The organism is uncultured Allobosea sp., assembly GCF_945956895.1.
GTDB lineage: Bacteria > Pseudomonadota > Alphaproteobacteria > Rhizobiales > Beijerinckiaceae > Allobosea.
In genome coordinates this window covers 14,431-38,985 of sequence record NZ_CAMFJF010000033.1, presented here as the reverse complement: position 1 = coordinate 38,985, position 24,555 = coordinate 14,431, and the positions used below count along the sequence as shown (strand labels likewise).

At 66.9% G+C, this 24,555-nt stretch carries 22 protein-coding genes and 1 pseudogene; 13 read left to right on the top strand and 10 right to left on the bottom strand.

Going from position 1 to position 24,555, the window contains the following annotated elements:
- Positions 1 to 205 precede the first annotated feature (205 nt).
- From Q0Q02_RS16555 to Q0Q02_RS16520, 8 genes are all read right to left on the bottom strand, one after another.
- Positions 206 to 682, bottom strand: a complete 477-nt coding sequence (locus tag Q0Q02_RS16555; RefSeq protein ID WP_293810889.1) for a MarR family transcriptional regulator — start codon at positions 680 to 682, stop codon at positions 206 to 208.
- Between the two features lie 1,012 nt (positions 683 to 1,694).
- Positions 1,695 to 2,453, bottom strand: a complete 759-nt coding sequence (locus Q0Q02_RS16550; protein ID WP_293810887.1) for an IclR family transcriptional regulator — start codon at positions 2,451 to 2,453, stop codon at positions 1,695 to 1,697.
- 28 nt (positions 2,454 to 2,481) lie between these two features.
- Entirely contained in the window at positions 2,482 to 3,342 is an 861-nt protein-coding gene (locus Q0Q02_RS16545) for a CoA ester lyase (RefSeq protein ID WP_293810885.1), read from the bottom strand.
- Entirely contained in the window at positions 3,342 to 3,800 is a 459-nt protein-coding gene (locus Q0Q02_RS16540) for a MaoC family dehydratase (protein ID WP_293810883.1), read from the bottom strand. The genes Q0Q02_RS16545 and Q0Q02_RS16540 overlap by 1 nt, the downstream gene beginning before the upstream one ends.
- Positions 3,800 to 5,002: a CaiB/BaiF CoA-transferase family protein gene (locus Q0Q02_RS16535; RefSeq protein ID WP_293810882.1), complete on the bottom strand. Its 1,203-nt coding sequence runs from the start codon at positions 5,000 to 5,002 to the stop codon at positions 3,800 to 3,802. The genes Q0Q02_RS16540 and Q0Q02_RS16535 overlap by 1 nt, the downstream gene beginning before the upstream one ends.
- On the bottom strand, positions 4,999 to 6,252 hold the full coding sequence (locus Q0Q02_RS16530; protein WP_293810880.1) for an acetyl-CoA hydrolase/transferase C-terminal domain-containing protein: 1,254 nt from the start codon (positions 6,250 to 6,252) through the stop codon (positions 4,999 to 5,001). The genes Q0Q02_RS16535 and Q0Q02_RS16530 overlap by 4 nt, the downstream gene beginning before the upstream one ends.
- A gap of 5 nt (positions 6,253 to 6,257) precedes the next feature.
- The gene (locus Q0Q02_RS16525) at positions 6,258 to 7,424 is read right to left on the bottom strand and encodes an acyl-CoA dehydrogenase family protein (protein WP_293810878.1); all 1,167 of its coding nucleotides are present in this window, start codon (positions 7,422 to 7,424) and stop codon (positions 6,258 to 6,260) included.
- 10 nt (positions 7,425 to 7,434) lie between these two features.
- Entirely contained in the window at positions 7,435 to 8,658 is a 1,224-nt protein-coding gene (locus Q0Q02_RS16520) for a CaiB/BaiF CoA-transferase family protein (protein ID WP_293810876.1), read from the bottom strand.
- Positions 8,659 to 8,920: 262 nt separating this feature from the next.
- Here Q0Q02_RS16520 and Q0Q02_RS16515 point away from each other — a divergent pair, with 262 nt between their 5' ends.
- From Q0Q02_RS16515 to Q0Q02_RS16455, 13 genes are all read left to right on the top strand, one after another.
- Positions 8,921 to 10,444, top strand: a complete 1,524-nt coding sequence (locus Q0Q02_RS16515; RefSeq protein ID WP_293810874.1) for an aldehyde dehydrogenase — start codon at positions 8,921 to 8,923, stop codon at positions 10,442 to 10,444.
- A 20-nt stretch (positions 10,445 to 10,464) separates the two neighbouring features.
- Positions 10,465 to 11,235 carry an SDR family oxidoreductase gene (locus Q0Q02_RS16510; RefSeq protein ID WP_293810872.1) on the top strand — a complete coding sequence of 257 codons (771 nt, stop codon included), beginning with the start codon at positions 10,465 to 10,467 and terminating at the stop codon, positions 11,233 to 11,235.
- A 16-nt stretch (positions 11,236 to 11,251) separates the two neighbouring features.
- Complete coding sequence (locus Q0Q02_RS16505; protein ID WP_293810870.1) at positions 11,252 to 12,304, top strand: alcohol dehydrogenase; 1,053 nt, start codon at positions 11,252 to 11,254, stop codon at positions 12,302 to 12,304.
- Positions 12,305 to 12,373: 69 nt separating this feature from the next.
- Positions 12,374 to 13,594 carry an ABC transporter substrate-binding protein gene (locus Q0Q02_RS16500; RefSeq protein WP_293810868.1) on the top strand — a complete coding sequence of 407 codons (1,221 nt, stop codon included), beginning with the start codon at positions 12,374 to 12,376 and terminating at the stop codon, positions 13,592 to 13,594.
- A 67-nt stretch (positions 13,595 to 13,661) separates the two neighbouring features.
- Complete coding sequence (locus Q0Q02_RS16495; protein ID WP_293810866.1) at positions 13,662 to 14,537, top strand: branched-chain amino acid ABC transporter permease; 876 nt, start codon at positions 13,662 to 13,664, stop codon at positions 14,535 to 14,537.
- Entirely contained in the window at positions 14,537 to 15,547 is a 1,011-nt protein-coding gene (locus Q0Q02_RS16490; protein ID WP_293810864.1) for a branched-chain amino acid ABC transporter permease, read from the top strand. The genes Q0Q02_RS16495 and Q0Q02_RS16490 overlap by 1 nt, the downstream gene beginning before the upstream one ends.
- Positions 15,544 to 16,275, top strand: a complete 732-nt coding sequence (locus Q0Q02_RS16485) for an ABC transporter ATP-binding protein (RefSeq protein WP_293810862.1) — start codon at positions 15,544 to 15,546, stop codon at positions 16,273 to 16,275. The genes Q0Q02_RS16490 and Q0Q02_RS16485 overlap by 4 nt, the downstream gene beginning before the upstream one ends.
- Positions 16,272 to 16,982 carry an ABC transporter ATP-binding protein gene (locus Q0Q02_RS16480; RefSeq protein ID WP_293810860.1) on the top strand — a complete coding sequence of 237 codons (711 nt, stop codon included), beginning with the start codon at positions 16,272 to 16,274 and terminating at the stop codon, positions 16,980 to 16,982. Before Q0Q02_RS16485 ends, Q0Q02_RS16480 begins: the two co-directional genes overlap by 4 nt.
- A gap of 4 nt (positions 16,983 to 16,986) precedes the next feature.
- The gene (locus Q0Q02_RS16475) at positions 16,987 to 18,513 is read left to right on the top strand and encodes an AMP-binding protein (RefSeq protein WP_293810858.1); all 1,527 of its coding nucleotides are present in this window, start codon (positions 16,987 to 16,989) and stop codon (positions 18,511 to 18,513) included.
- A gap of 58 nt (positions 18,514 to 18,571) precedes the next feature.
- Complete coding sequence (gene dctP, locus Q0Q02_RS16470; protein ID WP_293810856.1) at positions 18,572 to 19,603, top strand: TRAP transporter substrate-binding protein DctP; 1,032 nt, start codon at positions 18,572 to 18,574, stop codon at positions 19,601 to 19,603.
- Between the two features lie 58 nt (positions 19,604 to 19,661).
- Positions 19,662 to 20,207: a TRAP transporter small permease subunit gene (locus Q0Q02_RS16465; RefSeq protein ID WP_293810854.1), complete on the top strand. Its 546-nt coding sequence runs from the start codon at positions 19,662 to 19,664 to the stop codon at positions 20,205 to 20,207.
- A complete protein-coding gene (locus Q0Q02_RS16460; protein WP_293810852.1) occupies positions 20,204 to 21,496 on the top strand; it encodes a TRAP transporter large permease in 1,293 nt (430 codons plus the stop codon). Before Q0Q02_RS16465 ends, Q0Q02_RS16460 begins: the two co-directional genes overlap by 4 nt.
- A gap of 43 nt (positions 21,497 to 21,539) precedes the next feature.
- A complete protein-coding gene (locus tag Q0Q02_RS16455) occupies positions 21,540 to 22,343 on the top strand; it encodes a crotonase/enoyl-CoA hydratase family protein (protein ID WP_293810851.1) in 804 nt (267 codons plus the stop codon).
- A 129-nt stretch (positions 22,344 to 22,472) separates the two neighbouring features.
- Here Q0Q02_RS16455 and Q0Q02_RS16450 read toward each other — a convergent pair.
- Both Q0Q02_RS16450 and Q0Q02_RS16445 read right to left on the bottom strand, forming a co-directional pair.
- Positions 22,473 to 22,691 (bottom strand): annotated as a pseudogene (locus tag Q0Q02_RS16450) (DUF6691 family protein); the annotation flags it as partial.
- A 174-nt stretch (positions 22,692 to 22,865) separates the two neighbouring features.
- Positions 22,866 to 24,437 (bottom strand): methyl-accepting chemotaxis protein, encoded by a 1,572-nt coding sequence (locus tag Q0Q02_RS16445; protein WP_293810849.1) that lies wholly within the window; start codon positions 24,435 to 24,437, stop codon positions 22,866 to 22,868.
- Between the last annotated feature and the right edge of the window lie 118 nt (positions 24,438 to 24,555).

Genomic DNA, 24,555 nt, shown 5'->3' with positions numbered 1-24,555 from the left:
GCCGCCGTCTGCATCGCAGCAACCGTCAGCTACTGGTTATGAGTCCGAACCCTAGGGCACCGGGCCGAAAGTGGGATCCGCTTCTCCGGGAGAATCCGATACCGGAACAAAGAGATAGATCGCCACTTTGCGTTCGTTGGGACCCACCGCGATCCAGAGCGAGATCCGGCCAGACTAGATCAGTCGGCTTGGGCTCCGAGAGACGTCAGCAAAGCCGTGCCAGCAATGCCAGAAGCTGCTTCGTCTCGCCGGGGGACAGCGGCTCCAGCGTAGCGACGGTGATCGCTTTGGCCGTCTCGAAAAACTTCGGCATCGCGGCCAGTCCCGCTTCGCTGAGCCGGATCAGGACGCGCCGCTGATCGTTCGGGTCGGAGAGACGCTCGACGAGGCCGCGCTCGGCCAGCCGCGCGATGACGCCCTTGATGGTGGCGGGGTCCATCGCTGTCATCCGGCCAAGCTGGTTTTGGGAGATCTCCTCGCCATCGGCGAGCTTGCTCAAGGCTGCGAACTGCGTCGGTGTCGGGCCGTGCGATCCCATCATCTCCTGGAAGATCGAGATGTGACGTTGCTGCGCACGGCGCATCAGAAAGCCGACCTGTTCGTCGAGCACATAGTCTGGGCATTGCCGCTCAGGTTGCGACGACGTGCTTTCGGCGCTGGCTGACCGCCTCCGCAAAGTCATGCGGCTGCCTCCCTTCCTTTGGTCGCCCAGCTTTCTCCTGGCGGCCTCGAATGTCGAAGACGCGGATTCCGCATGGCGAATGCGAGATAGCCGGGGACATTGTTACTAGACACTCAATCGCAGTTTGTCTCGCTCCATTGGCATTCTCAATGTCGCAGACGTGGATAGACGATGGTTTCCGGGCACATGTCGGAGGTGCGCCGCCCACCTAAGTCTTGGACACTGTCGAGACGACGTCGATGCTGATCGTAAACGACGAGGGAGCGGGGCCTCCGCCGGAATTGCGCGACGATCTCGTGTTCGAATCCTTCGTTCGGACCGAGAGTTCGCGCTGCCGACGTACCGGTGGCGCTGGCTCGGGGGCTGGCCATCGCCCGCAGCCTTGTCGAAGGACATGGCGGAACGATTGCAGTGGGCCTGCGCCCGGCAGCGGCGCATGTCTCACGGTGACGCTTCCACGTTTCAAGGCTCAATGAGGGCTGCCAACAATGCGCCATGGCCAGCGCTGCCAAATAAAATCTGGAATGGGGCAAAAACGGAAGCCAAGCGAGCCGAGGCGCTCTCAGCCAATGGCGGCATAATTACATCGTTACTTCAAAAACATATGTGTTCGCAGTTTTATCCTGAATGGCGCGCCATTACTTAGCTCTCTTTGAAGAGCGCCGCTTACGAGGCGGCTTACAGCTCTAAATTCACCATTGATTTTCGGCTTTCCGCCGGGCGCGGAGATCGACGATATTGTCGATCCTTGCCTGCCCGTTGTCGGCGAGACCGCCGCGTTCTGCCTGCCGGCGATAGGGCATCGGCCCGAAAACCGGCATGCGGTTTTCGAGAAAAACAGAGGCAAGATCAAAGAGTTAGAAAATCGAACTGAATACGAGATTCGGTCCGATATTCTGGAGGGGTTCCGATCGGGTTGCCCTCTAACCTGCTGCAATGAAGCCGCTTCGGCGTCCCTCGGGTTTGAAGAGGTCGATCACGAGCAGCAAGGGAATGAACGGCAGCCCGCCCTTCAGGCGACCGGCTCGCTGTCGTCACGCAGCTCTCTGACGAAGCGCGCGATCGCGAGCCTGATCGTCTCTGCGATCTCGGCGGTCTTGTCGAGGCAGCGGAATTGAGGGCCCGCAACGACGATCGAGAGCCGGCGCTGGCGGACCGGCAACGGAAAGGCGACGCCCACCAGATCGGCGCTGAAATCGCCGTTGCTGAAATGATAGCCGCGTGCTGCGGAGCGCCGGATCTCGGCCTCGACCGCCTCGATACTCATCGGCGTCGTCGCCGAATAGCGCTCGAAGCTGAGCTTGCGGTAAAGCGCCTGGCGCTCCGCCGGAGAGTATTGGGCGAGGATGGCACGCCCGGTCGAGCTGGCATGGATCGGCAGGCGATGGCCCACGCGGGCGAAATACCGGATGGGCGCCTTCGATTCGACGACATGGATGAAGAGCGCATGCGTGTTCGCAGGCGCGCCGATCGCTGTGGTCTCCCCCGTCTCCTCGGCGATCTCGGCCACGAGTTGGAGGACAGCTTCCGGCAGGGGCTCCGCCTTCGAGACCGCCTGCGCCATGGCGAGCCACCGCGGGCTGGGATAGTACCCCCCGCGCGCCCGCGGCTCGTAGAGATAGCCCTTCTCCGCGAGGGTGCCGATCAGGTTGAACGTGCTGGATCGCGGCCAGCCGAGCTCGTCCGCGAGCTCCGCCAGGGTCGCCGGGCGCTGCCGGCGGGCGAAGAACTCGAGGAGCTCCAGAACATTGGCAGCCTGCTTGACCTGCATGCGTCTTCCTGTTGCGCCTCGATCGCGACTATGACGGGGAGAGCGACGCCAAAATCCGCTCGGCGGCGCGCAGATGCGGCTTGTCGATCATCTGACCATCGATTTTCACTACGCCGAGATCGGCCTGGTTGCCAAATGCGTCGGTGATGCGGCGCGCCCAGGCGATCTCCTGCTCGCTCGGTCTGAAGGCGGCGTTGACCGGCTCGACATGCCCGGGATGGATCACGCCCTTGGCCATGAAGCCGTCGCGCCGCGCCTCGCGCGCTTCCCGTTCCACCGCGGCGAGATCGCCGATCGTCACGGCGACCGTGTCCACCGCGACGACCCCGGCGGCGGCGGCACCGGCAAGGCAGAGGTTGCGCGCGAGCTGGTAGGGCGGCAGGACGCCGCCGGCATCGCGATTGGCCGTCGCGCCGAAGGAGGCGGCGAGGTCTTCCGCCCCCCACATCATTCCCCAGAGGCGCTCGCTGCAACCGCGATAGCTGCCCAACCCGAAGAGCGAGGCGGCGGTCTCGGTGACGATCGCCAGGATGAGCGTGTTTCCGGGCACGATGCCGTGGGCGGCCTCCAGGGCGTCGAGCATATGGCCGAGACGCCGAACCTGGTCCGGCCCGTCGCATTTCGGCAGGGTGATACCGTCGGGGCGATACGGCATCACCGCCGCGAGATCGGCAGCACTGAGCCCGGTGTCGAAGGCGTTGATCCGGACGAACAGCTTCTGCCCGCTCCGCGGCGCCTGCAGCATCGTGGCCGTCTCGTGCCGCGCTACCTCCTTGGCATCGGCGGCGACGGAATCCTCCAGATCGAGAATCAGCGCATCGGCGCCGCAATCACGGGCGCGGGCGAACTTGCGCGCGCTGTCGCCGGGAACGAAGAGCAGGCTGCGCATCACGCCGCCGCCTGCCGCCGGTGCATCATCGCCATGCGCCGGCACACCGCCACCACCTCGCCGCGCTGGTTGAGGCATTCGTGCTCGAACTCGACCAGCCCCGCCGTCGGCCGCGACTGGCTCTCGCGCTTGCCGAGAACCCTGGTCCGCGAGTGCAACGTATCGCCCTGGAACACCGGCTTCGGGAAACGCACGTCGCTCATGCCGAGATTGCCGATGGTGGTGCCGAGCGTGGTGTCGGACACGCTCATGCCGATCATGATGCCGAGCGTGTAGAGGCTGTTGAACAGCGGCTTTCCCCATTCTGTCCGGCTCGAGAAATCGGCGTCGATATGGAGCGGCTGCGGGTTCAGGGTCATCAGGCTGAAGCTGATATTGTCCTGCTCCGTGACCGTCCGCGAATAGGCATGCTCGAAGACCTGCCCGATCTCGAATTCCTCATAATAGAGTCCGGCCATCATCGTGCTCCTGCAGTTCCGTTCGCTTCGGGAATATCGGCTGTGGCGCGGAGGATGCCGGCCTGTTCCAGCCTGTCGATCTCGGCCGCGGGCAAGCCCCATTCGCCGAGGGCCGCCCGGCCGCCCTCGCCCGGCGCCCGCGCCGCGGTCGGCATCGCCGCCGGCGTCCGGCTAAAGCGCGGCTGGGGAGCCGGCTGGAGAACGCCGTCGATCGCGATGAAACTCCCGCGCGCCTTTGCGTGATCATGCTCCGGGGCCTCGGCGAGGCTGAGCACCGGCGCGAAGCAGGCATCCGTCCCCTCCAGCAGGGCGCACCATTCGGCGCGGCTGCGCTCGGCGAAGCGCCGGCCCAGCAATTCGCGGGCCTGCGGCCATGACGCACGGTCGTCGACATCGGGAAACTGCGCGGGATCGAAGCCGATCCGGCGCAACAATTCGTCCCTGAACTTCCTCTCGATCGGCGCGACAGTGATCCATTCGCCATCGGCGCAAGCATAGGTCTCGTAGTGCGGAGCGCCGGAATCGAGGAGATTGGTCCCGCGTTCCGGCCCGTGCAGGCCGGCCGCCGCGAGGCCGAAGAGGCTCGCCATCAAGGTCGTGCTGCCCTCGGCCATCGCCGTATCGACGACCTGCCCCGCGCCGGACTGCCGGGCCGCGAGCAGGGCGCAGACGATGCCGAAGCCGAGCAGCATGGCGCCGCCGCCATAGTCGCCGATCAGATTGAGCGGCACGCTCGGCGCCTGGCCCGCCCGGCCGATCGCCGACAGCGCACCAGAAAGCGCGATGTAGTTGAGATCGTGACCAGCTGCCCGGGCGAGCGGCCCGCTCTGGCCCCAGCCGGTCACGCGCCCATAGACGAGGCGCGGGTTGCGTTCGAGGCATATTTCGGGGCCGAGGCCGAGGCGCTCCATCGTACCGGGCCGGAACCCTTCGATCAGCGCATCGGCCTTCGCGACGAGGGCGAGCGCGCAGGCGATCCCCTCCGGCCGCTTCAGGTCGAGCGCGACCGAACGACGCCCACGGCGCGTGACATCGAAGCGGGTCGGCTTCGCGATGCCGAGGCCGCTCGGCTCCAGCCGGTCGATGACGATGATGTCGGCGCCAAGATCGGAGAGCAGCATCGCGGCCATCGGGGCCGGACCGATGCCCGCGAACTCGACGATCCTCAAGCCGGCGAGCGGGCCGTTGCGGGTTTGCGTCATTGCGCGGCTCCCTCGACGAGGCTGCGCTCCAGCATCTCGCGATGCTGCGGCGCCGCGATCGCGATCAGAGCGCGGGCGCGCTCGGCCGCACCGCGATGGCTGAGTTCCGCCACGCCATATTCGGTGACGATCGTATCGGCATCGGTGCGGGCGAGCGTGACGGCGCCGACGCGCGGCACGATCCGCGAGATCGCGCCCGTCCGGTCGGTCGCGCGCAGGGCGACGATCGCGCGCCCGCCTCGGGAAGCGCTGGCCCCGCGCGAGAAGTCGCAGAGCCCGCCCGCGCCGCCGACCGGAGCGCCATCGGCCGCCTCCGCATTGATCTGGCCGGACAGGTCCGCTTCGATCGCCGCATTGACAGCGATCATCCGCTCCTGCCGTGCGAGAACGGCAAAGGCATGCGTATGGGCGGCAGGCCGCAATCGGATCGCCTCGTTGCGATGGAGCACGCCGAAGGCCCGGCCGGAGCCGACGACGACATTGGCAATGCCGAGTCCGGGGTCGACCGTCTTGCGGGCGTTGGTGAAGACTCCGCTCGCCACGAGGGCCGCCATCCGGTCGCCGAAGACGCCGGAATGGATGCCGAGTTCGCGATGATCGGCGAGACCGTCGAGAATGGCATCGGGAATGGCGCCGATGCCGATCTGGATGGTGGCGCCATCCGGGACCAGCGCCGCCACATGTCCAGCGATCGCACGCTCAACCTCTCCGGCGGCGACGGACGACGCCGAGACCGGCTCCCGGTCCGTCTCGATGACCGCGTCGATGCGCAGATCCGATGGAATTTCCGCTCCGGCGCACCAGGGCGCCCGCGCGTTCACCTCGGCGATCACGCAGCGCGCCTGACGGGCGGCGGCCAGGACATAGTCGTTGGCCAATGTCGCGCATCGGCCGCCAGGCCCTTCCGCGAGCTGGATCAGCACGACATCGGCCCGGATCGCACCCGATGCGAAGCCGGCTTCGAGCGCGCTGTAGTGCAGAGGCCAGACATCGAGCCGCCCGCGCCGGGCGACGCGGCTCGCCCGGCCCATGGCGCCATAGCCCGCGAAAGGCATGTCCGCCGGGGCGGCGTCGAAACTGTTCGACACCACCGTGCCGAGGAAGGTCTCGAACGGCCCGACGGTTCCGAAGGCGGCCGGCAGCGCGGCAGCCAATGCCTGTGGCTCGGCCGAAACCTGGCCGCACAGCACCCGGTCGCCCCGCTTGATGAAGGCGGCCAGATCCAGCGCGTCTGCTTCGATCCTGCGCATGCCGCTCAATAGGATTTGGGCAGGCCGAGCACCTTCTCGGCGATGAAGCAGAGCACGAGTTGCGGGCTGATCGGCGCGATGCGCGGGATCATCACCTCGCGCAGATAGCGCTCGACATGGAACTCCTTGGCATAGCCGAAGCCGCCATGGGTCATCACGGCCTGCTGGCAGGCATCGAAGCCCGCTTCGCCGGCGAGGTATTTCGCGGCATTGGCGCTGGCGCCGCAAGGCAGACCGGAATCATATTCCCATGCCGCGCGCATCACCATCAGCCAGGCCGCTTCGAGCTGCATCCAGTTGCGGGCGAGCGGATGCTGGATCGCCTGGTTCTGGCCGATCGGACGATTGAAGACGACGCGCTCCTTGGCATAGGCCGTCGCCCGCGAGAGCGCGAGCTGGCCGAGGCCGATCGCCTCGGCGGCGATCAGCACCCGCTCGGGATTCATGCCGTGCAGGATATATTCGAAGCCGCGGCCTTCCTCGCCGATACGATCCTCGACCGGAATCTCGAAGCCTTCGATGAAGAGCTCGTTCGAGTCGACGACCTTGCGGCCCATCTTCTCGATCTCATGCACCTTGATCCGGTTGCGGTCGAAATCGGTGTAGAACAGGCTCAGGCCATGGGTCGGCTTCTTCACCTCCTCGAGAGGGGTGGTCCGGGCCAGGAGCAGGATCTTGTCGGCGACCTGCGCGGTCGAGATCCAGACCTTCTGGCCATCGACGACGTAGCGGTCGCCCTTGCGGACCGCGCGCGTCCTGAGCTGCGTTGTGTTGAGGCCGGTATTCGGCTCGGTCACGGCGAAGCAGGCCTTCTCCCTGCCCTGCACCATCGGCGGCAACATGCGCCGCTTCTGCTCCTCGGTGCCGTTCACAAGCACCGGGTTGAGGCCGAAGATATTGATGTGCAGGCAGGAAGCGCCCGACATGCCGGCGCCGGATTCGGCGATGGCGCGCATCATGATCGCGGCCTCGGTGATGCCGAGCCCCGAACCGCCATATTCCTCGGGGATGCAGATGCCGAGCCAGCCGGCCTCGGCGAAGGCGGAATAGAAATCCTGCGGAAAACCGCCCTCGCGATCGCGCTTCAGCCAGTAGTCGTCGCCGAAGCGCTTGCAGATCGCGGAGATCGCCTCGCGGATCGCTTCCTGGTCGTCACTCAGCCTGAAATCCATCGGGTCGCCCTCAATTATCCGCCATGTCCGGCGCACGTTCCGTGGCGAGCAGAGCCCGCTGCGCCGCAAGTTCGTCGATCTCGTCATCCGAAAAGCCGGCATCGCGCAGGATCGCGATGCCGTCGGCGCCCTTGTGGGGCGGCAGGCGCGTGATTTCCGACGGGGTTCGGGACCATGTCGTGGCAAGGCGCATCATGCGCAGGCGCCCTTCGGTCGGGTGGTCGACAGGCTGGAAGAAGCCGGTCTGCGCGAGATGCGGGTCGCTCAGCACGCTGTCGAAATCATGCATCGGCATCGACGGAATGTCGGCGCGCTCCAGCAGCTCCAGCCATTCGGCCGTGCCGCGCTGCGCGAAGATGCGTCCCAATTCGCCATAGACATGGTCGATATTGGCGATCCGGTTGGCGAAATTCGCGAAGCGCGGGTCGCGCTGCGGCAGGTCCGCCTGGCCGATCGCCTCCAGGAAGCTCGCCCATTGCTTGTCGGTATAGATCAGCGCACAGACATAGCCGTCGCTGGTCCGGTACGGACGACGCTCGGGCGAGAGCTGGCGACCATAGCCACCGCCGCCGATGGGCGGCTCGAAGGTCAGGCCGCCGAGATGGTCGCCGAGCACGAAGCCGACCATCGTCTCGAACATCGGGATATCGACCTGCTGGCCGAGGCCCGTGCGGTCGCGATTGACCAGCGTGGCGCAGATCGCGCCGACCGCGGCGAGGCCGACAACGCGATCGGCGATGGCGGAGGGGACATAGCGCGGCGTGCCGTCGCCCGCCTTGGCGATCAGCGACGACATCACTGACGCGCCCTGGATCAGGTCGTCATAGGCCGGCTTGGCGGCATAAGGGCCGCCCTGCCCGAAACCGAAGAGCCCGGCATAAACGAGGCGGGGATTGACGGCTGCCAGCGTCTCGTAACCCAGCCCCAGCCGCCGCATCGCCTGGGGACGGATGTTGTAGACCAGCACATCGGCATCGGCCGCCAGCCGGAGCAGGGCCTCCCGGCCGGCATCCTGCTTGAGATCGAGGCAGATGCTGCGCTTGTTCCGGTTGGCGTTGAGGTAGATCGCGCCCATGCCCGGATTGCGCGAGGGGGCGATCTGCCGCGTGACGTCCCCGTCGGGCGCTTCGACCTTGATGACGTCGGCCCCCATGTCGCCCAGCATCTGGGTCGCATAGGGCCCCATCAGGACCGACGTCATGTCGATGATCTTGATGCCTTCGAGCGGACCCATGCCTCATCCTTTCCGGGCTTCGGCGGCCCGCCATAAATTCATATACAGAGATTCATTGTTCAGGAAAGATGAAATCAATGCTGCATCGCGGCGACGATTTGCTGCGATGCAAGACTCCTCGTGTCAGTTCATAGAAAAATTTAATTCATATAAATCAATATCTTAAATTCAATCTCGATTTTGGTCCCGCCCGGCTCGACTGGTTGACACTGGAATTCATGACTGTGTACACATTCGCCCTGCCCATGAATGGGAGGCGCCGGTGGCCGTTGCGTTGAACTCCGAATTGCAGCCGCAGAACTCCGCAGGCTCGCTGCGCCGCTACGATCGCCTCTTCATCGGCGGCGAATGGGTCGCGTCGCTGGATGGCGGCCTCGTCGAAAGCATCGACCCGGCGACGGGGTTGCCCTGGGCGGAGGTTGCGTTCGGCGGGCCACGCGACATCGACCGCGCGGTCGCCGCGGCGCGCGAAGCCTTCGAGGGACCGTGGCGCCGCATGCAGGGGCACGAGCGCGCCGCGCTGCTCCGGCGCCTGGCCGATCTCTACCGCGACTTCGCGGGCGAGATGGCCGTGCTCGAATCGCGGGATTCGGGCCGCGCCATCCGCGAGGCGCGCAGCGATGTCGGCGCGCATCACCACTGGTATCAGTGGTTCGCGTCGCTGGCCGACAAGATTTCCGGCCGCACCATTCCGATGGACGACTCGGTGCATTGCTTCACCACCCGCGTGCCGATCGGCGTGGTCGGTGCGATCACGCCCTGGAACGCGCCGATGCTGACGACGACCTGGAAGGTCGCGCCGGCGCTCGCGGCCGGCTGCACAATCGTGCTGAAGCCGGCCGAGCAGACGCCGGTCACGGCGCTGGAGCTGGCGAAGCTGATCGAAAAGGCCGGCTTCCCGCCCGGCGTCTTCAACGTCGTTCCGGGCAATGGCCACGACGCCGGCGCCCATCTCGTCGCCCATCCGGGCGTCGACAAGATCGCCTTCACCGGCGAGGGGCGCACGGCCAAGACGATCCTGCGCAATGGCGCCGAGAATCTGAAACGCTTCTCCTTCGAACTCGGCGGCAAGGCGCCGCACATCATCTTCGCCGATGCCGATGTCGACCAGGCCGTCAATGCCGCGACATCGTCGGCCTGGGCGGTCTGCGGCCAGAGCTGCGCGCTCGGCTCGCGCGTCCTGGTGGAGCGACCGATCTACGACCGTGTCGTCGCGGCCTTCGCCGAACGCGCCACGAAGGTCCGCGTCGGCATGCCGCTCGAGGAAGCCACGCATATGGGGCCGCAGGCCCATGCCGAACAGCTCGGCAAGACGCTCTCCTATATCGACATCGGCCAATCCGAGGGCGCGGAACTGGTTGCCGGCGGCAAGCGGCTGTCGGACGGCCCGCTGGCAAAGGGCTTCTTCGTCGCCCCGACGGTCTTCGCCAATGTCGCCAACGACATGCGGATCGCCCGCGAGGAGATCTTCGGCCCGGTCGCGTCGCTGATCCCCTTCTCCGGCGAGGAGGAGGCGGTCGCGATCGCCAACGACACGACCTATGGCCTGACCGCCGGCCTCTGGACCCGCGATGTCGGGCGGGCACATCGCGTCTCTGCGCGCATCCAGGCCGGCATCGTCTGGGTCAACACCTATCGCTACATCCGCTGGTCGACGCCCTATGGCGGCTTCAAGGGCAGCGGCTGGGGGCGCGAGAACGGGCTCGAAGCGCTCGACAATTTCCTGGAAACGCGGACCACGGTCGTCAGCACGACCGGCCAGTTTCCCGACGCCTACGCACAATAGAACAGCCGGAGAAAACGACCATGCGTCTTGCGGGCAAGCTTGCCGTCATCACCGCGGCGGCATCGGGGATGGGAAAGGCCGGGGTCGAGCTGTTCCTGCGCGAGGGGGCGAAGGTCGTCGCGATCGACGTCGATGCCGAGGCCCTAGCGCGGCTCGCCGCCGAAGCAAAGGCGAGAGGCGAGAGCGTCGAGACGCTGCAGGCGGACCTCTCCCGGCAGGACGTGATGCGCTCCTCCGTCCATGAGGCGGCGGCACGCCTCGGCGGCATCGACGTCATGTGGGCGCATGCCGGCATTCCCGGCCCTGCCGGCATCGAGGATCTCGACCTCGGGGCCTATGACCGGGCCATGGCGCTGAACATCGATTCGGCGGCGCTCGCGGCCGGCGAGGTCATCAAGCACATGCGCAAGCGCGGCGGCGGCTCGCTGATCTTCACGGCGTCAGTCTCCGGGCTCGTCGGCTCGATGTTCAGCCCGGTCTATTCGGCCGCCAAGTTCGCCGTCGTCGGCTTGACCAAGTCGCTGTCGCAGACATTCGCGCCCGACAAGGTCCGCGTGAACGTGATCTGCCCGGGCCTCACCGACACGCCGATGGCGTTCAACTTCACCAGCCGCTCGGGCGATCCGGCCGAAGCGGCCGCGAACGAGAAGAAGCTGCTCGCAGCGGTGCCGCTCGGGCGACTCTGCCGCCCGGATGAAATCGCCCATGCCGCGCTCTGGCTGGCATCCGACGACGCGTCCTTCGTCACCGGCGTCGCCCTGCCGGTCGATGGCGGCTTCACCGCCCGCTGAACGCGAGGGGAGGACCATGCGCTTCTTCTGTATCGAGGAATTCGGCGCCCCGCTCGCCGCCGCCGAGAAGCCGCAGCCGATCCCGACCGGCCGCGAGGTCGTCATCCGGGTGAAGGCGGCAGGCGTCTGCCACAGCGACATCCATCTCTGGGAAGGCGGCTACGATCTCGGTGCGGGGCGCAAACTCTCGCTCCGGGACCGCGGCGTGGCGCTGCCGATCACCATGGGACATGAGACGGTTGGCGAGGTCGTCGCGCTCGGGCCGGAAGCCGAAGGCGTCGCCCTGGGCGAACGCTGCCTCGCCTATCCCTGGATCGGCTGCGGCCAGTGCCAGACCTGCCGGGACGGTTTCGAGAACTACTGCGCCAAGGCCGGCTATCTCGGCGTCCACCGCGATGGCGGTTATGCCGAATACCTGCGCGTGCCCGATGCCCGCTACCTCCTGCCGATCGGCGATCTGGACCCGGCGCAGGTGGCTCCCCTCGCCTGCTCCGGCGTCACCACCTACAGCGCCCTCAGGAAGCTCGGCGACCAGATCGAGCGCCAGCCCGTGCTGGTGATCGGCGCCGGCGGCCTCGGGTTGATGTGCATCCAGATCCTGCGCGCCCTCGGCGGCATCGGCGCCGTCCTCGTCGATCTCGACCCGGCCAAGCGCCAATCGGCGCTCGAAGCGGGAGCCATCGCGGCGATCGACGGCGCCGCGCCCGATGCATTGGCGCAGATCGCCGAGGCCATCGGCGGCCCCGCCCAGTCGGTGGTCGATCTCGTCGGAAACGAAAAATCAGCGGCGCTCGGCTTCGACGCGCTCGCCAAGGGCGGAACGATGGTGATCGTCGGGCTGTTCGGAGGCACGGCGCCATGGTCGCTGCCGCTCATCCCGATGAAGGCGGCCCGCATCCAGGGCAGCCTGGTCGGTAATCTCGCCGAGCTGCGCGAGCTCCTCGCGCTGGCCCGCGCCGGCAAGATCGCGCCGATCCCGGTGACGCGGCTGCCGCTCGATAAGGCCAACGAGGCGCTGATCGGTCTTCGCGAGGGCCGCTTCGTCGGCCGCGCGGTGCTGTGCCCATGAGCTGAAGACCTAAAGCGGGCAGCGGGCAGAAGAACCCACCGCCGCATCAACCAGAGAGGAAACGCAACCATGACGAAATCCGGAATCGACCGCAGGCAGACGCTCCTGATGGGGGCGGCGATAGCCATGCCGGCCATCATCCCTTCCCACGGGCGCGCCGCGACGGAAGCCCTGAAGATCGGCGTGCTGGTGCCCACCACCGGCGTCCACGCCTCGGACGGCATCCGCATGCTCAAGGCGCATCAGCTCGCCGCCAAGTTGATCAACGACGCGGGCGGCCTCAAATCGCTCGGAGGCGCCAAGGTCGAACTGGTGGTCACCGACATCCAGTCGAAGCCCGAGGTCTCGCGGGCCGAGACAGAGAGATTGATCAGCCGCGAACGGGTGAGCGCGCTGACCGGCGCCTGGGCCTCGGCGACGACCATTCCCGCGGCGCAGATCGCCGACCGCAACCGCACCCCCTTCATGATCACCAGCGCGGTCAATGACGCCTTGACCGAGCAGGGCATGAAATACGTCTTCCGGACGGCGGTGAAGGCGAAATGGTTCGGTGGCTATATCGCCGATTTCCTCGACTACCAGAAATCGAAGGGCATCTCGGTCGGCAAGATCGCGCTCGCCACCGAGGACGGGCCCGCCGGCCAGGCGGTGCGCAGCAACTATACCTCGGTCATGCCCGGGCGCGGCTTTCCGATCCTGACGGACGAGACCTTCCGCACCGGCACGCCCGATTTCAGCACCATCGCCACCAAGCTGCGCACCAGCGGAGCCGACGGGATACTGACCTGCGCCTATGCCGAGGATTCCACGGTGCTGCTGCGCGCGCTCGCCGCACAGAACTTCCGGCCGCTCTATGTCGGCTTCGGCGGCGCGCATGTGAACCAGACGGTCCTTGCCGCCGGCAAGCCGAGCGACCGGACGTTCGGCGTCGTCGAATGGTCGCCCGACCTGAACAAGCCGGCGAGCCTGGCCTTCGTCAAGGCCTTCGCGGAAGCCCATCCGGGCGAGACCCCTCTCAGCAACCAGGCCCAGGCTTTCGTCGCGACCTATGCGCTGGCGCTGGCCGCCGACGCCGCCAAATCGACCGATCGCAACGCGATCCGCGACGCCTTGACCACGTTGAAGATCACGGACGGGCCCGCCGCGGTGCTGCCGGCCCCGGTGCTCTCCTTCGACGAGCAGGGGCAGTCGCCCGCGACCTGCGTCATCGTCCAGGCCATCGACGGCAAGTTCGTCACCGTCTGGCCGGAAGCCGTCGCCGTCCGCCCGCCGGCGCCCGTCCAGGGCTGACCGGCCGCCCCGTCACGATCAACCGCGCCTTCGCCGCGAGGCCGAGGCGCGGTGCACGAGGAGCCGCATGTCGACGACCATCTTTCTCCAGGCCTTGCTCAGCGGGCTCACGAACGGAGCGATCTACGCGCTGGTCGCGGTGGGACTGACGCTGGTCTTCGGCGTCATGCGCATCGTCAACTTCGCCCATGGCGAGTTCCTGATGCTCGCCATGTATGGCGGCTACCTCGCCTTCACCTTCCTAGGGATCGACCCGATCCTGGCCGTCTTCCTGGTCGCGCCGGTGCTGATGCTGATGGGCTATCTGCTCTTCGGCGGCCTGATCCGCCCGGCGCTGAAGGTGCCGGAGATCAACCAGATGGCGGTCACGCTCGGCCTGTCGCTGCTGTTGCAGTATCTCGCACTGGTCGTCTTCAAGGCTGACAACCTGCTGGTCACGCAGGAGCGTTCCACCGCGAGCATCTGGCTCGGCCCGGTGCTGATCCAGATGCCGCAGGCGATCGCCGCCCTCGCCTCGATCATCCTGCTCGGGCTGTTCTACGTCGTCCTGCGCAAGACCGATCTCGGCCTGATCATGCGCGTCGTCTCGCAGTCGCGCGACGGCGCGGCGCTCTCCGGCATCGATATCGGCGGCACCTATCGCTGGGCGATGGCGATCGGCCTCGGCACGCTCGGCATCGCCGGGCCGCTGATGGTCTCAGCGCTCTACGTCAACCCGCATGTCGGCCAGCTCTTCACGCTGAAGGCCTTCGTCATCGTCATCGTCGGCGGCATGGGCTCGTTCGGCGGCGTGCTGATCGGCGCATTGCTGGTCGGCATCGCCGAAAGCATCGCCGCCTCGTGGCTGACCGCCTCGGTCGCCGCCGCCGTGCCCTTTGCGCTGCTGATCCTGGTCATGCTGCTGCGGCCGGAAGGCCTCGTCCCGGCCGGAGGATCGCGCTGATGCTCCGCCGTTTCCTTCCGGCGCTGGTGCCGACACTGCTCGCGATCCTCGGCTTCGGCTTCAGCCTCACCGATCCGTACTTCATGGAAATCTTCATCATGGTCGGGCTGATCGGCACGGTGGCCGTCGCCTGGAACCTGATGGCAGGCTTCACCGGCCTGGTCTCGCTCGGCCACTCGCTCTTCTTCGGAATCGGCGCCTACACCGTCGCCTACGGCCAGGTCGGCTTCGGGCTCGGCCCGCTCGCAACCTGGCCGATCGCGGTGCTGCTGGCCGTCGCGAGCGCGCTCTTCATCGGTCTGCTCTGCTTCCGCTACGGGCTGCGGGGCTATTTCTTCTCGATCGCCACGCTCGCCTTCAGCGAGGTGGCGTTCCTGCTCGTCTCGGCCGCGCTCTGGCTCGGCCGATCCGACGGCATGATGCTGCCCTCTTCCTCCGAGACGCTGCGCTATCTGCAATTCGACCATAAATGGCCCTATGGCCTGATCATCGTCGCCTTCCTCGCCCTGACGCTTTTCCTCTCCCAGGCGTTCCTGACGGCCCGGCCGGGCTATTACTGGCGTGCCCTGCGCGACAATGAGGGGGCGGCCGAAGCGCTCGGCGTGCCGGCGATGCGCTACAAGCTGCTGGTCTTCGCGCTCAGCGCCGCGCTGACCGCGCTTGGCGGCGCGATCTTCGCCAACACCTTCGCCTTCGTCGATCCGCGCTCGACGCTCGGCGTCGAGCTCTCGATCCAGTTGCTGGTCTTCGGCATCATCGGCGGCCTCGGCCTGCTCTGGGGGCCGCTGCTCGGCGCCGCGCTGCTGATCCCGGCCGGCGAGCTGCTGCGGACCTATCTCGGCTCCAGCTTCCACGGCGTCAACATCGTCGCCTATGCGCTGCTGATGATCGTGCTGGCGCTGGTGCTGCCGCAAGGGCTCGGCGGCGTGCTGAGCGCGCGCCTCCGGCGGATCCTCCCGGGGAAGCGGGACGCGGCCGGGGAAGCTCTCGTCATGGAGACCACATCGTGAGCCCCCAGCAGCCATTGCTCGCCGTCACAGGGCTCGGCAAGTCGTTCGGCGGGCTGAAAGCGGTCTCCGATGTCAGCTTCACGGTGATGCCCGGCGAGATCTTCGGCATTATCGGGCCGAACGGCGCCGGCAAGACGACCCTGTTCAACTGCCTGTCGGGGCTGCTCCCGCTATCTGCCGGCACGGTCCATCTCGACGGGCGCCGCATCGACGGCCTGCGCCCGCACGAGATCTGCCGGCTCGGCCTCGCCCGGACGTTCCAGATCGTGCGCCCCTTCCATGGGATGAGCGTGCTGGAGAACGTCAAGGTCGCGGCCTTTGCCCGTCACCCTGCGTCCGCCGCCGCCGCGCAGCATGCCCTGCTGGCCCTGGGGCGGGTCGGCATGGCGCATCTCGCCGCTCTCGATGCGGAGCGGCTCAGCGTCGCGGAGATGCGCCGCCTCGAGATCGCGCGCGCCATCGCGACGGAGCCGCGCCTGCTGCTGCTCGACGAGATGCTGGCCGGCCTGACCGCGACGGAGGCGGCAGCGCTCTGCGAACAGATCCGGCGGATCAACGCGGAGGGAGTCACCATCATGATGGTCGAGCATTCCGTGCCGATCATCAGCGAACTCTGCGGAAACGCCATCGTGCTCAATTTCGGCGAGATGCTGGCAAGCGGCGCGACCCGCGCGGTGCTGGCCGATGCCCGGGTGCAGGAAGCCTATCTCGGGAGTGCCGTGTCGTGACCCGCCTCGTCTTGCAAGGCGTCGCCACCGGATATGGCAAGGCCAACGTCATCCGCGGCATCGACCTGACCATCGAAAGCGGCCGGCGCGTCGCGCTGATTGGCTCCAACGGCGCGGGGAAAAGCACGATCGTCAAGGCGATCAACGGCCTGCTGCCCACGCGCGCCGGCACGATCGCCTGGGACGGCACCACGCTCGGCACGATGAAGGCTTCCGACCGGACGCGCGCCGGCATCGGCACGGTGCCGGAGGGGCGGATGCTCTTCCCCGAATGCACGGTGAAGGAGAACCTCATTGCTGCCAGCACCTTCGGCAGCGCGAAGGAGTATCGCGAGCAAGGGCTCGAGCGGGTCTACGGGCTGTTCCCGCGCCTGCGCGAACGCGCCGGTCAGCGCACCGGTACCCTCTCCGGCGGCGAGCAGCAGATGGTCGCGATCGGCCGGGCGCTCATGACCCGCCCGCGCCTGCTGGTCCTCGACGAGCCCTCGATCGGCCTCGCTCCCAAGGTCGTTGCCGAAATCTTCGAGGTTCTGAGCACGCTCACCCGGGAAGGGCTCAGCCTGCTTCTGGTCGAGCAGAACGTCCAGCTCAGCTTGCGCTCCGTCGACGAAGGCTATGTTCTGCGCCAGGGCGAGATCGTCTTGCGTGGAGAAGCGGCTCAACTGCTGGCCGACCCCCAGGTTCGCGCGGCCTATCTGGGGCAATGACGCCATGAACATCGCATCCCTCCTCGGCCGCGCCGCCAGACTGACCCCCAACCGTATCGCCGTCTTCGAGGGCACGGCGCCGGTCTGGAGCTATGCCGAATGGGCCACACTGGCGGCGCGGCTCGCGGGAGGGCTCGTCGAAAGCCACAACCTCCGTCCCGGCGACCGGGTCGCGCTGGTGATGCGCAACGGCCCGGACTATCTCGCGCTGCTCTTCGCCTGCTGGCGTGCCGGACTGATCTGCGTGCCGGTGAACGCGAAGCTCCACGCCAGGGAGGTCGCGCATATCCTCGACGATTCCGGCGCGGCCCTCGTCTTCGCCACGGCGGATCTGGCCGGCACGGTCTCGGAGGCGCTGGGCTTCATGCTGGGGCGCCAGCCCCCGGTCGTCGCCATCGGCAGCCAGGATCATCGCGCCCTGATGCAGTCGGAAGAAGCCGCTGAGCGCGATGCCGCCGCCGGCGATCCGGCCTGGCTGTTCTATACCAGCGGCACGACGGGCCGCTCGAAGGGGGCGGTCCTCTCCCATCGCAACCTGCTCGCGATGACGTTGGGCTATCTCGCGGAGGTCGACGCGGTCTCGCCGGAGGATTGCATCCTGCACCCGGCGCCGCTCTCGCATGGCTCGGGTCTCTACGCCTTGCCGCATGTCGCCGGCATGGCCGCCCAGGTCGTGCCCGAGAGCGGCCGATTCGACCCGGCCGAGCTCGCCTCGCTGCTGCGCAGCCACAGGGGCTGCGCCTTCTTCGCCGCGCCGACGATCGTGACCCGCCTGATGAATGCCGGCGTGATCGGCGATGCCGAGCTCGCCGGCCTGAAGACGATCATCTATGGCGGCGGTCCGATGTATGTCGAGGACAGCCGGCGCGCGCTCGAGGTTTTCGGCCAGCGCCTCGTCCAGATCTACGGGCAGGGCGAGAGCCCGATGACGATCACCGTGCTGCCGCGCGGCCTTCACGAGGACACGGGCGACGGCCGGCTCGATCACCGGCTCGGGTCAGTCGGCTACGCGCAGGCCATCGTCTCCCTGCGGGTCGCCGGCAGCGACGGCGCCCCGCTGCCCGCCGGCGAGGTCGGGGAAGTGCTGGTCCGCGGCGACAGCGTCATGAGCGGATACTGGAACAATCCGGAGGCGACGGCGGCGGCGCTGCGCGACGGCTGGCTTCATACCGGAGATCTCGGTTCGCTCGACGCGCACGGCCTGCTGACGTTGAAGGACCGTTCCAAGGACGTGATCATTTCCGGCGGCGTGAACATCTATCCGCGCGAGGTCGAGGAGGTGCTGCTCCTGCACCCGGCCGTCGCGGAAGTCGCGGTCTTCGGGCGCAGGCACCCGGATTGGGGCGAGGAGGTCGTCGCGGCGCTCAGCCTGCACGAGGGCGCCTCAGTCGCCACCGCCGCGCTGGACGCCCTGTGCGAGGCTCACATCGCGCGGTTCAAGAAACCCAAGCAATACCTGTTCTTCGACGCCCTGCCGAAGAACTCCTATGGCAAGATCCTGAAGACGGAGCTGCGCCGACAGGCCGGCTGAATCCACCCACCTCAAGAGCGCGGCCGCAACGCGCCCCATTCGAGACGGAGGACAACGCATGAACAGAACCCTGATGGCGGCATGTCTGGCCGCGACGGCGCTCGGCGCGCTGAGCGCCTCCGCCCGGGCGGAGACCCGCAAGCTGCGCGTGGCGGATTCCTTCCCCGCCGGCCACTACCTCGTGAAGCTGATCATCCAGCCCTGGATGGCGGAAGTGACCAAGCGCACGAATGGCGGCGTCACCTTCGACTACTTCCCGAGCCAGCAGATCGGCAAGGCGGCCGACATGCTGAAGCTGACGCAGACCGGCGTCGTCGATATCGGCTATGTCGCTCCGGCCTATGTCTCCGACAAGATGGTCGCTTCCGAGGTCGCGATGCTGCCGGGCGGCTTCACCACCGCCTGCGAGGGCACGAAGGCCTATCTGGAAACGGCGCGGAACGGGCTGGTCGCAGCCGAGGATTACACGCCCAACAAGATCAAGCTGCTGCTCGCCGTCGCTCTGCCGCCCTATCAAATCCTGACGGCGAAGGCGCCAGTCGCGTCCGATGCCGACCTGAAGGGGCTGAAGCTGCGCACGACGGGCGGCGCGCAGGACCTGACCCTGCGCAGCATCGGCGCGACGCCGGTGCGGATGGCGGCACCCGACACCTACGAGTCGCTCTCGCGCGGCACGCTCGACGGCGTTCTGTTCCCGCTCGACAGCGTGATCTCCTACAATGTCGACAAGCTGGTGAAGCACTCCACCGAAGGCGAGAATTTCGGCAGCTTCATCGTCGCCTATTCGATCAGCGACGCCGCCTGGAGCAAGCTTGCCCCCGAGACGCAGAAGGCCATGGCCGAGGCTGCCGAAGTCGTCAACAAGAGCGCCTGCGCCGAGGTCGATCGCCAGGACGACGAGACCCGGCAGAAGCTGAAGACATCCGGCGTCACCTTCGCCCCGCTGCCAGCCGCGATGCATGCCGGCATCGCCGGCAAGCTCAGCGCCGTCGGCGACGAATGGGCCAGGGGCCTCGACGGACGCGGCAAGAAGGGCAGCGAGGTGCTGAAGGAGTTCCGGGCCCTCCTGAAGAAGCAGGCCGGCGGCTGATCCGCCGCGTACGGTGCGGGGAAACCCGCACCGTACGCCTTCACCGAAAGGAGTTCAGATGAAGCCGATCCTGCGTGCGCTGTCCGCGATCGAGGATGCGCTGGGCTGGCTCTCCGCCGCCGCGATGTTCGCGATCATGCTGATCGTCTTCTGCGACGTGATCATGCGCTATTTCTTCCACAGCCCGCTGTCCTGGGCCTATGACCTGATCTCGCTCTATCTCGTCGCCGCCGTCTTCTTCCTCTCGCTGTCGGCCGCCTATACCGAGGGAGCGCATGTCAATGTCGACATCCTGCAACAGACCTTTCCGTCGCGGACGATCCGGCTGACCGAACTCGTCACCACGGCGATCGGCGCACTCGTCTTCGCGCTCATCACCTATTTCGGCGCGCTCAGGACGATCGATGCCTATGCATCCCGCGACGTGCTGTCAGGTGCCATTCCCTGGCCGACCTGGCCGTCGCTGGCGCTTGTGCCGCTCGGTTGCGGGCTCATGACGCTGCGGCTCGCGGTCCAGTTCATCGCCCAGTTGCTCAGCCTCGCCACGGGGCGTGACATCGTGCCGGTCCGGATCGGGCATGGCGAGGGAGAACATTTCGAATGATCGTCGCCATCGGACTGGGCGTGCTGTTCTTCCTGCTCGCCATCGGCACGCCTGTCGGCTTCGCCATGATCGCATCGGGCGTCCTCGGCCTCTGGCTGGTCGGCGGCCTATCGATGCTCTCAGGCATCCTCGAAACGGCACCGCTCTCGACCGTCGGAGCCTATGAGCTCATCACCATCCCGATGTTCCTGCTGATGGCGGAGCTCGTGCTTCTCAGCGGCGTCGCGGACGATCTCTTCCGCGCGACAGCGGCGTGGATGGGGCGGGTGCGCGGCGGCCTCGCCATGGCGACGGCGCTCGCCGGCGCCGGCTTCGGCGCCATCTGCGGGACGAGCACGGCGTCGGCCGCCACGCTGTCGGCAACGAGCCTGCCGGCCATGCTTAAGCAGGGCTACGAGCCGGCGATGGCTGGCGGCGTCGTCGCGATCTCCGGCACGCTCGCCATGCTGATCCCGCCCAGCGTCGCGCTCGTGATCTTCGGGCTGCTCGCCGAGGTCAATATCGGTGCGCTGCTGATCGGCGGCATCATTCCCGGCATCCTCGTCATGCTCACGATCATGACGACGGTCTATGTGTTGGTGCTGCTCGACCCCTCCCGCGCCCCGCCGGCAAAGCCCGTCCCGTGGCGCGAGAAGATCGCCTGGCTCAGGGTCGTCGGCCCGATGGTCGTCCTGTTCGGGGCGGTGACCGGCGTCATCTATACCGGCATCGCCACGCCGACGGAGGCTTCGGCACTCGGCGCCGCCGGCGCGCTCGCCATCGCGGCCTGGTACGGCAAGGTCACGCTGCCGGCGCTGGTGCGCGTCCTGCGCCGCTCCGCCAATGGCACCTGCATGATCGTGATGATCCTGCTCGGCGCCCAGATCTTCGGCTATTTCTTCACGCTGACCCAGGTCACGCAGACGCTCGTCGGCTGGGTGGGCGCGCTGGAGGTCTCGCGCTGGCTGATCATCGCGCTCATCCTGTGCGGCTACATCGTCCTCGGCATGTTCATGGACCAGATCGCGATCCTGGTCCTGACCGTGCCGATCGTCCTGCCTCTGATCAAGGTGCTCGGCTTCGACCCCCTCTGGTTCGGCATCATCAAGATCGTCACGGCCGAGGTCGGGATGATCACGCCACCGATCGGGCTCAATTGCTTCGTGGTGGCGCGCTATTCGGGGCGGCCGGTGCAGGAGATCTTCCGCGGCTCGCTGCCGCATTTCATCGCCCACATCGTCATCATCGCGGTTCTGGTCGCGTGGCCCGAGATCATCCTCTGGCTGCCGCGCAAGATGATGGCCGGCTGACGCCCCCTCCCTCACCTTCTTCAACAATTCGACGTGGCGCAAAATGACGGAAGCGGTTCTCTACCAGGACGATCCTCAGGGGATCGTCACCCTGACCCTGAACAGGCCCGAGCTTCGCAATCCGATTTCGGACGAGGACATGGTCGCGGCGCTGCTTGCCGCATTCGACAGGCTCCAGGCTGATCCGGCCGTTCGCGTCGCCATCCTGACCGGAGCCGGCACGGCCTTCTCCTCCGGCGGCAACCTGAAGAAGATGGGCAGCGGCGGCGGCCTCAACGATCGGCAGCCGGTGCGAACGCGGCGCAACTATCGCAGCGGGATCCAGAAGCTGCCCCTGGCGCTCGAAGCGCTCGAAATCCCGGTCATCGCGGCGGTCAACGGGCCGGCGATCGGAGCGGGCTGCGATCTGACATTGATGTGCGACCTTCGCATCGCTTCCGAAAAGGCGAGCTTCGCCGAGAATTTCGTCAGGCTCGGCCTGATTCCGGGAGATGGCGGAGCCTGGTTGCTGCCGCGGATCGTAGGCTTCGCGAAGGCTTGCGAGATGGCCCTCACCGGTGAGGCGGTGACAGCGCAGGAAGCCAAAGCCATCGGGCTGGTTTCGACGGTCGTGCCGCATGACGAGTTGCTGGATGCCGCCCGCCAATTGGCCCTGCGCATCGCGGCAAACCCGCCCTACGCGGTCCGCATGACCAGGCGCCTGCTGCGCGAGGCCTGGGTTTCAAGGCTCGAACCCATCCTCGAAATGTCGGCCAGCATGCAGGCGCTGGCGCATCATACCGGCGACCATCACGAAGCGGTCGCCGCACTGCTCGAAAGGCGTATTCCCAACTTCAAAGGCGAATGAACGCGACAGGCTCGTTCCGGGAACAGGCAGGCCCATCTCTCGACCGATCCGGGATCGAGCCGCCGCCGACCAGGCCGAGGCTGAAGCCGACGAGGCCGCCGGAGGCGAGCGCGGGAACGAGGGCCGGCGTCATCGCGGCAGCATCCCCGCGATCACCCGGTCATGCAGCATCATCCCTGCCGCCATCGCCGCGACGAACAGCAAGACCGGGACGAGCCCCATCGACAGGGCCGAGACCGCCGGGCCGGGGCAGAAGCCGGCGAGCCCCCATCCGGCTCCGAACAATGCGGAGCCCGCCACCAGCCGCCGGTCGATCTCCGTCTTCTCCGGCAGATGGAAGCTGTCGTCGAGCCCGTCGCCACGGGCGCTCAGCAGCGCATGTATTCCCTTGTCCTGCCTTCCGCCCGCTCCAGCAGATGACCGTTCGCGCTCAGGAGCCATTTCAGATCGAGGCTGCAGTCCTCGCCCTCGCCGACACAGGAATATTGCATGCGCCAGCCCGGGCTGGCCGGCGCCGCGCTTTCAGGCGCTCCGCCGCATCGCAAGCACTCTGCCGTCGCCTCGGGCGTCGACAGCAGGCCCGTCATCGACCTTGAAGGCGGCGATCAGGCTGTCGAGGCGTGCGATCTGGCCTGAGAGAGCCGCGATGGATTCCGCGCTCTGCTCGGCGAGAACCGCATTATGCTGCGTGGCGCCATCCATGACGGCGAGGATCTGGCTCAGTTCGTCGACGCCATTGGCCTGCTCGGATGAACCGGTCGAGATACCGGAAACATTGGCGGCGACCTCCTTCGAGGCGTCGACGATTTTTTCCAGGGCGGCCCCGGCGGAACGGACCAGCGTCACCCCCTGAGCGATCTCGTTGTTGGAGGAAACGATCAGCGCGTTGATGCTCCGCGAGGCTTCGCTGGATCGTTGGGCGAGGGTCCGGACCTCCGATGCAACCACGGCAAACCCCTTCCCCGCCTCACCGGCACGGGCGGATTCGACAGCGGCGTTCAGAGCCAGCAGATTGGTCTGGAAGGCGATACCGTCGATCACGCTGGTAATGGCGGCGATCTGCCGGGACGCCTCCTCGATGCGGGTCATGGCCTCGACCGCCTGGCGGGCGACGTCGCCACCCCGCTCCGCAATCGTCATCGCCTCGCGCGACGCGGCCTCAGCATGGCGCGATGACTGGGCGTTGCTCTTGACCGAGGCCGCCAGCTCCTCCGTCGTCGCCGCGCTTTCCTCCAGCGAGGCAGCCTGTTCCTCGGCGCGCCGGGCCAGGTCGTTCGAGGCCTGCGCCACCTCGCCGACATTGGCGCGGATGTCCTGCGTCGCCAGGAGCACGGTCTTCATGGTGTCGTGCATCCGGGTCGCGGCCAGGTTGAAGTCGTCCCGGAGCTGGCGATACTCCGCCGGCAAATTGTCGGGCATGCGATAGGTGACGTCCCCACGGGCCAAGGCCGCCATGGCCTCGCCGACCGAGGCGACGACCGCAGCACGCTCCTTCGCCAGAACCTCTTGCTCGGCCTCGATGCGCGCGGCCTCGGCCGCTTCCAGATAGACCGAGATCGCAAAATCCATGTCGAGCAAGGTCGCCTTGACGATCGCGCCGATCTCGGCGGCCATCTCCGCCGCAGAGTCTTCCAGCGTCTCGCCCTGCCGGGCCCGCAAACCGAGCAAAGCGGCGCCGAAGCGCTCGCCGGGCGGCCGCTTCTGCCCGCTTCGCGGCGAGCGGGCTTCGACGATTTTGCCGATCAAGGCCTCGAGAACCAAGGCATAGCCGCCAATATACCAGCGCGGCTCGAGGCCGATGCGAGCATGGACCTGGCCTACAGCGGTGACAGCCCGGACATAGCCTGCGTCGAAGCGTCCATTCGAGATCATGTCCCAGTGGGCGAGTTGCTTGCCCCTCGCCCCCGAAACCTGATCCGGTCCGGAGAAGAGCGCCCGCGTCTCGGGAAAAGCGAAAATCTGATCGTAGAAGCCGTCGAGAACCTCAGGCAGCGCCTGCATGACGACATCCCTGACGTTTCGGAGCCTGGTCAACGCGGCCTCATCCAGCCGCATGAAATCCAGACGTTCAGTCAAGACGTTCGAAGACGACATTTCACACCTCATGATAAATAAAGGGTCAGAAACAGGCTATTTCGTAGAAGATGCTTTCAGTTCTTCGATTATAATTCTCGGCATGCCGGGACTCTGCCGCCATAGACCCTGCTTTAGG